This is a genomic window from Bradyrhizobium sp. sBnM-33 (assembly GCF_032917945.1).
In the GTDB taxonomy this organism is placed as follows: Bacteria; Pseudomonadota; Alphaproteobacteria; order Rhizobiales; family Xanthobacteraceae; genus Bradyrhizobium.
Genome location: NZ_CP136624.1, coordinates 4,390,559 through 4,403,313, shown reverse-complemented (window position 1 = coordinate 4,403,313; position 12,755 = coordinate 4,390,559). Strand labels below are relative to the sequence as shown.

The following is a 12,755-nucleotide window of genomic DNA, read 5'->3' as shown; positions in this document are numbered from 1 at the left end:
CGCACTGCGCTAGCTGTGAAACCTTAGCCCGTCGACGATCTTGTCGATCACCTTGCGCTCGGCGCGCATCGCAAGCCCGACGAGATTGGTGCAGTCCGCGTTGTCAGGCATCAAGCCCGCCGGGATGAACCGGCGGGCTCTGCTGTGTTCGGGTTGATATATTTCAGTCTATGCTGCGCTTTTTGCAGGCGACGCAGCTCCGGTCACGCCGATCTGGTTCAGCAATGTGAGCATGTCGAAATAGTGCGTCGCGCTCCTGACCTTTCCACCTTCTACCTGGAAGATTTCGCAAGCTGGCACTTCGATCGGCTTGTTCGATGCCGCAATGGCACCGGTCGGCGTCTGCAGCGGCCCGGTGTGAATGCCCTTCCATACGAGTTCCAAGATGACGCTATCGTTGCTGACAAACTCGCGGATGAATGTCCCCTTCGAGTCGGGGAATGCCTGGGCCCAACCCTCGAGCGCTTCGATGATCTGACTCGAGCCCTCCAAGCGACGGCTCGTTGCCTTTTCGTCATACACGGCGTCGGCAGCCAACAAGCCTCTCATCTCGTTCCAGTTCTTGTTGTTGTATGCGGTAACGGTGGCTTTTGCGATTTCAATGACGTCCGCCATAGCTGATCCTCCAACTGGCGCCAAAGACACGCGGCGCCACAAGCAAACCATACTCGCTCTTGGCGGCGGTCGGGCGCAGAGCACCGCTCCCAGCCGCTCACTTTGTCTTGTGCGGGGGCGAGAAAGGTTCAAGTCCTTGCATTCGACGCGCCCAAGAGAGAGGTGGTAGCCAGTAAAATAATCGGCTCGCACGGCACGCTGGTAACTGCGTACTCAAGTGGGCGTCGCTGCCGCGTGCAATTCGCACCACCGGCTCCGATATGCACGCCGATTGGCATTGAGTTCAGCGCGCGCATCAGTACGAGGCAACCGATTGCTCACGCATCGTTCGGAATGCTCGGTTGGTGGCATCATGCATGATATTGACTATCGTGGGCCGGGGCGCAGTTCATCGGAAGCCGCGCCCGGCGCAGGCCAGACGCATTCCTATTCTCAGCGTGCGTCGACCCTGTAAGCCACAACAGTGCCCTCCATCATCATCGGGATGATGACGATCCCATCCGGTCCCATCCCGAGGTCGGCACTCCCCTTGGCGAGCGGAAGAAGGCGCGTCGCTGTGCCATTGCTCGCGATGCGGAATAGCCCGCCGCTCATCCAATCGGTGGCAAGATAGCCGCCCTTGCCATCGGGTTCGACGCCGTCGAGATTACCGACTGGTGTCGAGCTACCTAGATCGGACACTTTCTTCGTCGCGAGATCGACCACCTTCATGCGGCCGGGCACCTTCGTTGAGAAGTCAGGGGCCATCTTGCCCCACGACGCAACCACAAGCCGGCCGTCCTCGACGAGGAGCCCGTTCGGATTTTCGAGCGCGTCATCCTGCATCAGGAGAGACAGCTTGCCGCCGTCGAGCACCCAAATGCTGTTTGACACCATATCGGAAGCGTAAATCCGTCCACTCTTGTCAGCCGCGAGGTCGTTCAAAAACTTGGATCCGGATGCCTCGAACCGGTTCAGGACTTCGCCCTTGGCGAGGTCGATTTCCGCGATCCGGTCCACGTCTGCGACGTACAGCTTGCCACCGGCAAGCGCGAGCCCGGTCGGACTGTCGAGCCCCTTGAGCCACTCGATTGCTACGACCTTTCCATCCGGCCCGAGCTTTGAAACGAAGCCGTTGCCATCCTTCTTCATCGGATCGCCGTTAACGTTCGACACATAGACGGCCCCCGCAGCTCGGTCGAATACCGCCGATTCGGGGTTCTTGAAGCCACTCGCCTCCCACAGCTTCTGAGGTTCCGCGGCGCCGGCGCTGAAGGTAAGAACAGCTAACATTAATGCGGAGAGCTGAGGTGTCCTCATGGTAGCCTCCTCGTGCTGCCCCGACGAACGAACAAGCCTGTCACGGCAAGTGTTCCTCGGCTTTTCTCTTAACTTGCAGCGCCGGGTTAGACGGGCAGATCAGCGTCTTGCGATGAGCTCGACTGTTGGCGCGGCGAGCACTGCACCAACGATGTCCGGTCCGACGATTGACTTACCAAGTCAATTCAGCGGTTAGCGCGGCGGCTGCTTTGAGGTCACCCTTCAACGAGGCCGCCATGGCACAATGCCCGGCCAACAGCTCAGGCTTGCTCGAAACGCCTAGCTGTGAAACTTCAACCCATCCACGATCTTGTCGATCACCTTGCGCTCGGCACGGACGGCGATCCCGACGAGATTGAGCTCGGCACGGATCACGCCCTTGACCACCTCACGGTTGGCGACGTCATGCGTGGTCTTGAACATGTCCTCGGTATAGACCGCAGGCGTGACGTCGCGCGCAAGCGAGCGTTCCAGCGCGCGGGACAGCGCCGGGCGGTCGGCGCCGTAGATCAGGATCGGCTGGCCGATCAGCGATAGATATTTCGTGCCCGATGCGTCGCCATAGGGCTCGCCGATGCACTCGGGAAACGCCGCAGCGATGCCGCCGGCGAGGAAGGACGCGACGTTGAGCTTCTGCCACGCCTCGAGATCGGTCCGGATCACGACCGCGATCTTGGTGTCGAATTGCATTTGCGAATTACCATACGTTTGAGCGTTCAATGAACTCAGCTCCTTATGGTGAGGAGGCGCGCCAGCGCCGTCTCGAACCATGAGGCCCGAGCCGGGCCTTCATCCTTCGAGACGCGCGCAAGCGCGCTCCTCAGGATGAGGGTCAACTTATCACCCCTTCGCGTCGCAGGCCCAGGCGCGGATCACGCATTCCTTGCCGCCGAACTCGTAGCACTTCTTTGTTGCGGCGTTGAGCGAGCTCGAAATCCTGGGCTTCACGGCATAACCGTGGGGGCCGCAGGGGTTGGTCATGTCGACCGCGAACGCAGCGCAGGCGCGCTTGATGGTGATCGCGGTGCAGGTGCCCTTGCACTGCTTCAGCGCCGCGCTCCGCGCGTCGGCCTCGGCGGCATAATCATAGGCCTGGCCGTAAGCGCCGCACTTGCCGATCGCGACCGCGCCGGCCGCCCATGCCTTGGTGATGTAGCTCGAGACTGCCAGTATCAGAGTCAATGCAACGACAAACAGCGCGCGGCGCTGTGCCGCGACAGTCGAAACGATCAAAATCCCCTCCCCCGAGGTAACGGGTAGAATTTAAGCCGGGGGAGTTTCCAGTTGGTGAACGGTTGATTGAGAACGGAAGCGTCAGTCTATCCACGTCGTCGTCCCAGCGAACGCCTGGACCCATAACCACAGGATGACGTGTTGGGGCCAGGTTGTGGCCCCAGCTCGTCGCAACAATCGGCAGAGGTGGTTATGGGTCCCGGCTCAAGGCTGGAACGACAGCGGTGGTTGCTTTACGATCGCCGCGCCGCTTCCAGCGCTTGCGGCGTATCGATGTCGAGAAATGCGCTTTGGCCTTCGACCGGCACTTCGGCAACCGCCTCGGTATGCTTGGCGATCAGGTGACGGGCGCCGACGTCGCCTTCCAGCGTCATCAACTCTTTAAAGAAGCGGCGCGACCACAGCACGGGATTGCCGCGGCGGCCGTCGCTGACGGGGACCGCGATCAGGTGGCCGCGGTCCGGCGCGAAGGTTTCGATCAGCCGGTCGATCAACTGCGCATCAATCAGCGGCATGTCGCCGAGGCAGACGATGGCGCCGTCGGCGCTGTCGGGCACCGCGGCGATACCGGCCTTCACCGATGAGGCCAGTCCGCCGGCGAAATCCGGGTTGCGAACGAACTTTACATTGAGGCCTGCCAATGCCTGCTCGACCAATTCGGCCTGGTGGCCGGTAACGACGATCACTTCGGTTGCCTTCGAGGCCAGCGCCTGCTCGGCCACGATCCGCACCAGCTTCTTGCCGTCGATTTCGGCCAAGAGCTTGTTGGGACCCCCCATGCGGGTCGAGCGGCCGGCGGCCAGCACGATTGCCGCGACGTTACGGTTGGCTTCAGTATCGGCAACCGTGCGCGGCTGCGGCCTTGTCACGATTTCCATCAACAGGCCGCCGACGCCCATGCCGGTGATTTCGGCGCGCGTGACTTTCAGCCCCGCCATCAGCCGCATCAGCACCCAGTCAAAGCCGTTCTCGACCGGCGAACGGGCGCAGCCCGGCGCGCCCAGCACCGGCACGCCGGCGGCGCTGCCGATCAGCAGCAGATTGCCGGGATCGACCGGCATTCCGAAGTGCTCGATGGCGCCGCCGATTTCGCTGATCGCGGCCGGGATCACGTCGCGGCGGTCAGCGATCGCGGACGCGCCGAACACGATGACGAGCTCGGCTCCGAGCGCCAGCAATTCCTTGATGGACGCGGCCAGCGCTGCCTCATCGTGCGGAACGCGCCGCTCGGCAATGATGCTGGCGCCGGCCGGGGCCAGCCGCTCCGCCGTCACCCGCAACGTCTTGTCGATGACTTTTGGCGAGAGCCCCGGCAGTAGCGTCGAGACCACGCCGACGCGCTTGATGATGTAGGGTGCAATCCGCAGCACGTCGCAGCCTGCGGCGGCCACGGCGGCGTCGCGCAGCTTCGCCTCGACGCCAAACGGGATGAGCTTTACGGTTGCGATCATCTCGCCTTCGACGACGGGCTTGAAGGCCGAAAGCGTCGCAAAGGTGATGGCTTCGTCAACGCTGTTGATACGGTCGACCGCGGCGCGGTCCACCACCAGCACGCCGGCTTGCGCAGCAAACAGATTGGCGCGGCCGGTAAAGGCGCGCTCGACGGTGACGCCGTCGCCGGCGACGGCCTGTGCGATGCTGGCGGCGGCTTCATCTTCGGAGACGTCGCCCTCCTCCAGCCGTACCACGACGATTTCCTTCACGCCCGCCTTGTTGAGCGCCTCCACTTCCGCGGGCCCGATCGTGGTGCCCTTCTTGAGCACCAGCGAACCCTGCCGCAGCGTATGCACCGTGACGCCGCCAATCGCATCGGCCGGACTGGCGGGACCGAACTTCATGCCGCCTGCACCTTCGCGGTTTGCTTCTCGCCTTCCTTGGGCAGCCGCAGCTCGGCGGTGATCTCGGCCATGATCGCGACCGCGATCTCCGACGGCGACACAGCGCCGATCGAAAGCCCGATCGGCGCATGGATGCGCGCAATGTTGGCATCCGCAGCGCCTTGCGCCTTCAACCGCTCCGCCCGCTTGGCGTGGGTCTTTCGCGAGCCGAGCGCGCCGATGTAGAAGCAGTCGCGCTCGAACGCGTGCAGCAGCGCGGGGTCGTCGATCTTCGGATCATGCGTCAGCGCGACGAATGCCGTGTAGTGATCGATGTTGAGCGGCGGCAGCGCGACGTCAGGCCATTCCGCGATCAGCGGCACGTCGGGAAACCGCTCCGGGCTGGCAAACGCGGTGCGCGGATCGACCACCGTCACGTCGTAGTCAAGCGAGCGCGCCAGCGGCGCCAGCGCCTGGCTGATATGGACGGCGCCGACGATGACGAGCCGCGCGGTCGGCGCATAGACATTGAGAAACAGTTTCTTGCCGCCGCTCTCGACCATGCCGCTCTTGCCCATGCGGAGCTGTTTTGAAAGTTCGGCGCTCAGCGGATCGGTGGCGATATCCTTCGCCTTTACCAGACGCTGATCGCCATTGGCGACGTCGGTGACGACGATGACCGGCCGGCGCGCGGCGCGCTCGGCATTGACTTGTGTGAGGGTTTCCAGCTTCACGATTGGCCCACCTTCTCGACGAAGACGCGGATGGTACCGCCGCAGGACAGGCCGACGTTCCAGGCGGTCTCGTCGGCAACGCCGAATTCGAGCATTTTGGGCTTGCCGCTGGCGATCACGTCGAGCGCCTCGGTGACAACCGCCCCCTCGACGCAGCCGCCGGAAACCGAGCCCAAGAACGTGCCATCGTCGTTGATGACGAGGCTGGACCCGGCCGGCCTCGGGGCCGAGCCCCAGGTCTCGACCACGGTCGCCAGCGCCACGCCGTGACCAGCCTTCTGCCAGTTCTCGGCGGCCTGCAGAATGTCTTCGTCGCGGTTGAGCATGGGATGCCCTTTCAAGCTGCTGAGCGGATGCGACTCATATGGTGCGGCGGGGGCGGCGCCGAAAGCGCCTCGATCAGCCCTTCCATCGAGGTCAAGTTATGCACCGGGCGGAATTCGTCAACGTGCGGCAGCATCATTTTGATGCCCTGCGCCTTGGCCTCGAAGGCGCTGTAGCGCAGCAATGGATTGAGCCAGATCAGGCGGCGGCAGGAGCGATGCAGCCGGTCCATCTCGAAGGCGAGCTTGGCATCCGCCTCGCGCTCCAGCCCGTCGGAGATCAAGAGCACGATAGCACCCTGCCCGAGCACACGGCGCCCCCACAATTTGTTGAAAGAGTGCAGCGAGGTGGCGATGCGGGTACCGCCGGCCCAGTCCTCCACCGAGGACGAACAGCTCGCCAGGGCCTCGTCGGGATCGCGTGCCCGTAGCGCTCGCGTCACGTTGGTGAGCCGCGTGCCGAACAGGAACACCGAGACGCGCTTGCGGGCGTCGGTGATGGCATGAAGGAAATGCAGAAACAGGCGCGTATATTCGCTCATGGAGCCGGAGATATCGAGCAGCGCCACGATCGGCGCCGGTTTTTCGATCCGGCCGAGTTTTTTGATATCGATGATCTCGCCACCGGTGCGTAAGGAACTGCGCAAGGTGCGCCGCATGTCGAGCCGCAGGCCTTTCGCGTCGGGCTGGTATCTGCGGGTGCGCAGCTCCGCCTGCGGCAGCTTCATGTTCGCGATGGCATGAGTCACTTCGGCGATCTCGGCCGCGCTCATCTGCGCAAAGTCCTTTTTCTGCAGGATCTCCTTGTCGGAGACCGACAGCCGCAATTCCTGCTCCTGGACCTGCGGTACTTCATCTCGCGCCGAGGGCTGTGCCAACGCCTCCTGCACGCGGCGCGAGGCCGGCGGCGGCTTCTTTTTGGCGTGATCGGGCAACGGCACCGAATCCAGCATGTGCTTCCAGTCTTCGGCGGCGCGGAAGAACAGGTCGAAGGCCTGGGCGAAGATCAGCATATGCTCGTGGCGCTTGACGAAGATCGCCTCAAGCGTGGCGTAGACGTCGGCACGGTTGCCGATCTCGATCGCCTGCAGCGCGTTGAGTGCGTCGATCACGGCGCCCGGGCCGACCGGAATTCCGGCCGCGCGCAACGCGCGGGCGAAGCCGACGACGTTGTCGGCCATTTGGCCGGTTGGGGGGTTGAGGTGATCGATGGTGGTCATGGTGAACCCGGTTTCCACTCTCGTCATTCCAGGGCGACGCGACAGCGTCGAACCCGGAATCTCGAGATTCCGGGTTCACGCTTCGCGTGTCCCGGAATGACGACAGCTATGTCTCGCTCGTCGCGTCCTTCAAAACCTTTTGTAGCGCGTCGCCCTGCATCCGCGCGATGTCGTCCTGGTATTTCAACAACGCACCAAGCGTGTCGCCGACCAGTTGCGGCGTCAGCGAGCGGGCGTCGAGCTCGGTCAGCGCAGTCGCCCAGTCGATGGTCTCGGCGACGCCCGGCGACTTGTAGAAATCCTGGTCGCGCAGCGCCTGCACGAAACTGACGACCTGCTGCGACAGCTTTGCGGAAATGCCTGGCACGCGCGACTTGACGATCGCCAGCTCGCGCTCGGCTTCTGGGTAATCCACCCAGTGATAGAGGCAGCGGCGCTTCAGCGCGTCGTGGATCTCGCGGGTGCGGTTCGAGGTGATGATGACGATCGGCGGATGCGGCGCCTTGATGGTGCCGAATTCGGGGATCGTCACCTGGAAGTCGCTGAGGATTTCCAGAAGATACGCCTCGAACGCCTCGTCGGCGCGGTCGAGTTCGTCGATCAGCAGCACCGGCGCGCCGGCGACATCAGGCTCCAGCGCCTGCAGCAGCGGGCGCTTGATCAGGAAACGTTCAGCGAAAATATCCGACGATAATTGCTCGCGGTCGGTATCGCCGGCGGCTTCCGCGAGCCGGATCGCGATCATCTGCGCCGCGCTGCTCCATTCATAGACGGCGGAGGCGACGTCGAGGCCTTCGTAACATTGCAGGCGGATCAGCTTTCGTCCGAGCGCGGCCGACAGAACCTTTGCGATTTCGGTCTTGCCGACGCCGGCCTCGCCTTCGAGAAACAAGGGCCGGCCCATGCGCAGCGACAGATAGGTGACCGTCGCCAGCGACCGCTCGGCAAGGTAGCCGCGGGAGGTCAGGAGTTCGAGCATCCCATCGACGGATTTGGGCAGCGTCGATGCACTCATGGGACAGCCAATCTTGATGAACCAGAAAGCGGCAATTTTACTTCGCCGTTGCCGCTTCGACGGCGCGGCGGGTCAGCACGCCGATCAGATGCGCGCGATATTCGGCGCTGCCGTGTAGATCGCTGTTCAGCCCTTCCGGCGATGCCGAAATGCCGTCGAGCACCTTGTGCGAGAAACGCTTCTTTAGCGCTTCCTCAAACTGGGTGGCGCGGAATACGCCCTCCGAGCCGGCGCCGGTGACGGCGACGCGCACGTCGGACGGGCGCCTGGCGACGAACACGCCGACCAGGGCGTAGCGCGAGGCCTGGTTGCGGAATTTGACGTAGGCCGCCTTCTTCGGCAGCGGAAACATCACCTTGGTGATGATCTCGTCGCTTTCGAGCGCGGTGGTGAACAGGCCCTGGAAGAATTCCTCCGCCTTCAGCCGGCGCTTATTGGTGACGATGGTGGCGCCGAGCGCGAGAACGGCGGCGGGATAATCCGCGGTCGGGTCGTTGTTGGCGAGCGAACCGCCGATCGTACCCTTGTGGCGCACCGCGGGATCGCCGATTCCGCCCGCGAGTTCGGCGAGCGCCGGGATGGCTTCGCCGACGATCGGCGACGTCGCGACATCGGCATGCGTGGCGGTCGCGCCGATCACCAGCGAACGGCCCTTCATCTCGATCGCGTCGAGCCCTTCGATGTGCGAGAGATCGATCAGATGTGGCGGGCTGGCAAGCCGCTGCTTCATGACCGGCACCAGCGTGTGGCCGCCGGCGATCACCTTGGCGTCTTCGTTCTTCACCAGGAGATTGGCGGCCTGCCGCACGGTCGCCGGCCGATGATATTTGAATTCGTACATGAGAACTTCCTGATCGCTACTCGCGATGAAATCGATTAGGCGAACTTGTCGATTAAGCGGGCATGTTGGTTAAGCGGATTTGGCCATTGCCTTGGCGCCGGCGGCGATCGAGGTCACGATATTCTGATAGCCAGTGCAGCGGCACAGATTGCCTTCGAGCTCCTCGCGGATGACATGGTCCGAAAGGTCGTGGCCCTTGCGGTTGACCAGATCGACCGCGGTCATGATCATGCCAGGCGTGCAAAAGCCGCACTGCAATCCGTGATGCTCGCGAAAGGCTTCCTGCATCGGGTGCAGCGGCGCGCCGTCGGGCGCCAGGCTCTCGATGGTCTTGACCTCGTGGCCGTCAGCCATCACTGCGAGCGTGGTGCAGGACTTCACCGCCTTACCGTCGAGATGCACGACGCAGGCGCCGCACTGCGAAGTATCGCAGCCGACATGGGTGCCCGTCAGCCGGAGATTCTCCCGCAGAAACTGAACCAGAAGGGTACGGGGATCGACGTTGGCGTTTACGGGATTACCGTTCACGATCAGGGAAATCTTGGCCATCACCACTCTCTTGAGCTGCACCTTCCGGATATGCCGGCAGCGCAGGCGTTTATAGTCATTCCAAAGCCCATAATATGGGCCATCCCCCTAATGAGCAACCTCAGGAGCCCCTCGCCTGGGGCATAGCCTGAGTGACTTGACGGGCCTGTTCGACCAGGGCCGGTGCGCAGGAATCAGCCTGAAGATCAGCCCTGCACGGCCTTGCCGAAATTGGTGAAGAATTCGTCGGCCAGCTTCTTGGCCGCGCCGTTGATCAGGCGCTGTCCGAGCTGGGCCAGCTTGCCACCGATCTGCGCCTCGACATTATAACTCAAGAGCGTGCCGCCATCCTTCTCGGTCAGCGCAACCGTGGCGCCCCCCTTGGCGAAGCCGGCGACGCCGCCCTCACCTTCGCCGGAAATCTTGTAGCCGTTGGGCGGGTCGAGATCGCTCAGCATGACCTTGCCCTTGAAGCGGGCCGAGACCGGCCCGACCTTCATTTTGGCGGTGGCGCGGAAGCCGTTATCCTCGGTCTTTTCCAGCTCCTCGCAGCCGGGAATGCAGGCCTTCAGCACTTCCGGATCGTTCAGTTTGGCCCACACGGCCTCGCGCGACGCCGCAAGCTGGACTTCGCCGTTCATTGTCATGGCCATGGGGGTGCCCTCCTGGATCGCGTCAACCTGATAGTCCCCAAGTAAAGCACGCCCGGGCCAAAAGGAAGGGCGATAAGCAATGCATATTCGCAAGTGCAACAAGTACAAGGCGATAAGGGCATTGGCATTGACAGGCCGGAATGGTTAGGTCGCGCCGATGAGCACGTCCCTCTCCCCTTTGCTTTCCCCGATGCTGTCAAGCGCCGCGATGCGTGCCGTCTGCGACGACATGGCGAGCCTGCAGAACATGCTGGATTTCGAGGCGGCGCTGGCGCGCGCCGAGGCGGCAGCCGGGGTGATTCCGGCAGGCGCGGCCGGCCCGATTACCAGCGCGTGCCGGGCCGAATCATTCGACATCGCCGCGTTGGCTGATGCCGCGACCAAAGCCGGCAACCTCGCCATCCCCCTGGTCAAGGCGCTGACCGCAAATGTCGCCAAATCGGATGCCGCGGCTGCACGCTATGTGCATTGGGGCGCGACCAGCCAGGACGTCATAGATACCGCCGCCATGCTCGGCCTTCGTGCTGGCATCGATGCGCTGCTAGCCGACATTAATCGTGCGATCGCAGGCTTTGCCGGGCTGGCCCGACAGCACCGCCACACGCCGGTGGTCGCCCGCACCTGGCTGCAGCATGCGCTGCCGATGCCGTTCGCCCTGAAGCTCGCCGAATATGCCGCTGCATTGCAGCGCTCGAAGCTGCGGCTGCAGCGCGTGCGCGGCGAGGCACTGGCGCTGCAATTTGGCGGCGCTGCCGGTACGCTCGCGGCCCTCGGTGACAAGGGATTGGCGGTCGCGGAAAAACTGGCCGAGGAACTGAAGCTGCCATTGCCGGACGCGCCCTGGCACACCCACCGCGACCGCATCGCCGAAGCGGCCTCCGTGCTGGCTATCGTCACCGGCACTTGCGGCAAGATCGCGCGTGATGTCTCCTTGATGATGCAGACCGATGTCGGCGAAGCCTTCGAGCCCTCGGGCGGAGGCCGCGGCGGCTCTTCCACCATGCCGCACAAGCGCAATCCGGTGGCGGCAGCCAGCGCGCTGGCCGCTGCCACCATGGCGCCCAATCTCGCCGCGACGATATTTGCCGCGCAAGTGCAGGATCACGAGCGCAGCGCCGGCCCGTGGCACGCGGAATGGCCGACACTGCCGACGCTATTGCTGGTCACATCAGGTGCGCTTGCGGCCACCGTGGATATCGCGGAAGGGCTCGAAGTCGACGCCGCGCGCATGCGCGCCAATCTCAACACGACCGATGGGCTGATCATGGCCGAAGCGGTGGCGATGGCACTGGCCGAAAAGATCGGCAAGAGCGAAGCGCACCATCTGGTCGAGGCTGCGAGCAAGAAGGCGGTCAAGGACAAGAAACATCTGCGCGATGTGCTGACGCAAGATTCGAGAATCACTGCACAACTCGCCGCCGACAAGATTACCGAACTTTTCGAGCCGATGGCCTATCAGGGCGCTTCGCAAGCCCTGATCGACCGCCTGCTCGCTTCAATCGACAAAGGATGATGTCATTGCCGGGCTTGACCCGGCAATCCATCACCTTGAATAGACTCTTTTTGGATGGATGCGCGGATCAAGTCCGCGCATGACAGCGGAGGCCTAAACCCATGCCGATGATCGACGCCGACGGTTGCCTGCTCAACGTATTCGTCGAAGGCCGCGACGGTGGACCGACGCTGATGCTGTCGAATTCGCTGGGCTCGACTATGCAGATGTGGGAGCCGCAGATGAAGGCGCTCACTCAGGTGTTCCGCGTCATCCGCTACGACCGGCGCGGCCATGGCAAGTCGAGCGTGCCGCCCGGGCCCTACTCGCTGGAACGTTTCGGCCGCGACGTGCTGGCGATCCTCGACGATCTCAACATCGCGCGAACGCATTGGTGCGGCCTATCGATGGGCGGCATGGTCGGGCAATGGCTGGGCGCCAACGCGCCTGACAGATTCGGCAAGATCATCCTGTCCAATACTACCTGCTATTACCCGGACCCGACGCGCTGGCACGAGCGCATCAAGGCGGTGAAGGAAGGCGGCATCGCCGCGGTGGCCGATACCGTGATTGCCGGCTGGCTGACCGCGGACTTTCGTGAGCGCGAGCCGCAGATCACCGCCAATATGAAGGCGATGATGCTGACCACGCCGGTCGACGGCTACATCGCCTGCTGCGAGGCGCTGTCGACGCTCGACCAGCGTGAGCTGCTGCCCAGGATCAAGAGTCCGACGCTGGTGATCGCCGGCCGTCACGACATGTCGACGACGGTGGCGGACGCCGAATTCATGCGCAGCCGGATTCCCGGCGCCAGCATGACACTGCTCGATGCCGCGCATATTTCCAACGTCGAGCAGCCGCACGCCTTCACCGAAGTGGTGATCGGTTTTCTGACGCAACGGTAGCTAACCAGAGACGTCATTGCGAGCGAAGCGAACCAATCCATTTCACCGCTTTCGGATACATGGATTGCTTCGTCGCTTCG

At 63.3% G+C, this 12,755-nt stretch carries 14 protein-coding genes and 1 pseudogene; 2 read left to right on the top strand and 13 right to left on the bottom strand.

What is annotated here, in order from left to right; genetic code table 11:
- Nucleotides 1-9: 9 nt before the first annotated feature.
- The 13 genes and pseudogenes from RX328_RS43770 to RX328_RS20125 form a co-directional block, all read right to left on the bottom strand.
- Nucleotides 10-87, bottom strand: a pseudogene (locus RX328_RS43770) (DUF2000 domain-containing protein); the annotation flags it as partial.
- 81 nt (nt 88-168) lie between these two features.
- Nucleotides 169-615 carry an ester cyclase gene (locus RX328_RS20180; RefSeq protein WP_213245878.1) on the bottom strand — a complete coding sequence of 149 codons (447 nt, stop codon included), beginning with the start codon at nt 613-615 and terminating at the stop codon, nt 169-171.
- A 432-nt stretch (nt 616-1,047) separates the two neighbouring features.
- Nucleotides 1,048-1,914 carry an SMP-30/gluconolactonase/LRE family protein gene (locus RX328_RS20175; protein ID WP_213245880.1) on the bottom strand — a complete coding sequence of 289 codons (867 nt, stop codon included), beginning with the start codon at nt 1,912-1,914 and terminating at the stop codon, nt 1,048-1,050.
- Between the two features lie 279 nt (nt 1,915-2,193).
- Nucleotides 2,194-2,604 carry a DUF2000 family protein gene (locus RX328_RS20170; protein WP_213246321.1) on the bottom strand — a complete coding sequence of 137 codons (411 nt, stop codon included), beginning with the start codon at nt 2,602-2,604 and terminating at the stop codon, nt 2,194-2,196.
- A 150-nt stretch (nt 2,605-2,754) separates the two neighbouring features.
- The gene (locus RX328_RS20165; protein WP_213246323.1) at nt 2,755-3,144 is read right to left on the bottom strand and encodes a DUF4189 domain-containing protein; all 390 of its coding nucleotides are present in this window, start codon (nt 3,142-3,144) and stop codon (nt 2,755-2,757) included.
- 236 nt (nt 3,145-3,380) lie between these two features.
- Nucleotides 3,381-4,985: an NTP transferase domain-containing protein gene (locus tag RX328_RS20160; protein WP_213245882.1), complete on the bottom strand. Its 1,605-nt coding sequence runs from the start codon at nt 4,983-4,985 to the stop codon at nt 3,381-3,383.
- Entirely contained in the window at nt 4,982-5,698 is a 717-nt protein-coding gene (locus RX328_RS20155; RefSeq protein WP_213245884.1) for an XdhC family protein, read from the bottom strand. The genes RX328_RS20160 and RX328_RS20155 overlap by 4 nt, the downstream gene beginning before the upstream one ends.
- Nucleotides 5,695-6,024: an XdhC family protein gene (locus tag RX328_RS20150; protein WP_025589337.1), complete on the bottom strand. Its 330-nt coding sequence runs from the start codon at nt 6,022-6,024 to the stop codon at nt 5,695-5,697. The genes RX328_RS20155 and RX328_RS20150 overlap by 4 nt, the downstream gene beginning before the upstream one ends.
- Before the next feature lie 11 nt (nt 6,025-6,035).
- Entirely contained in the window at nt 6,036-7,241 is a 1,206-nt protein-coding gene (locus RX328_RS20145) for a vWA domain-containing protein (protein ID WP_213246325.1), read from the bottom strand.
- A 106-nt stretch (nt 7,242-7,347) separates the two neighbouring features.
- Nucleotides 7,348-8,256, bottom strand: coding sequence for an AAA family ATPase (locus RX328_RS20140; RefSeq protein ID WP_213245886.1), 909 nt, complete (start codon nt 8,254-8,256; stop codon nt 7,348-7,350).
- Between the two features lie 37 nt (nt 8,257-8,293).
- On the bottom strand, nt 8,294-9,097 hold the full coding sequence (locus RX328_RS20135) for an FAD binding domain-containing protein (protein WP_213245888.1): 804 nt from the start codon (nt 9,095-9,097) through the stop codon (nt 8,294-8,296).
- Nucleotides 9,098-9,166: 69 nt separating this feature from the next.
- The gene (locus RX328_RS20130; RefSeq protein WP_213245890.1) at nt 9,167-9,646 is read right to left on the bottom strand and encodes a (2Fe-2S)-binding protein; all 480 of its coding nucleotides are present in this window, start codon (nt 9,644-9,646) and stop codon (nt 9,167-9,169) included.
- 185 nt (nt 9,647-9,831) lie between these two features.
- A complete protein-coding gene (locus tag RX328_RS20125; protein ID WP_057837317.1) occupies nt 9,832-10,278 on the bottom strand; it encodes an SRPBCC family protein in 447 nt (148 codons plus the stop codon).
- Nucleotides 10,279-10,435: 157 nt separating this feature from the next.
- Here RX328_RS20125 and RX328_RS20120 point away from each other — a divergent pair, with 157 nt between their 5' ends.
- Nucleotides 10,436-11,791 (top strand): 3-carboxy-cis,cis-muconate cycloisomerase, encoded by a 1,356-nt coding sequence (locus RX328_RS20120; protein ID WP_213245892.1) that lies wholly within the window; start codon nt 10,436-10,438, stop codon nt 11,789-11,791.
- A 101-nt stretch (nt 11,792-11,892) separates the two neighbouring features.
- Entirely contained in the window at nt 11,893-12,675 is a 783-nt protein-coding gene (pcaD, locus tag RX328_RS20115) for a 3-oxoadipate enol-lactonase (RefSeq protein ID WP_213245894.1), read from the top strand.
- Nucleotides 12,676-12,755: the final 80 nt, after the last annotated feature.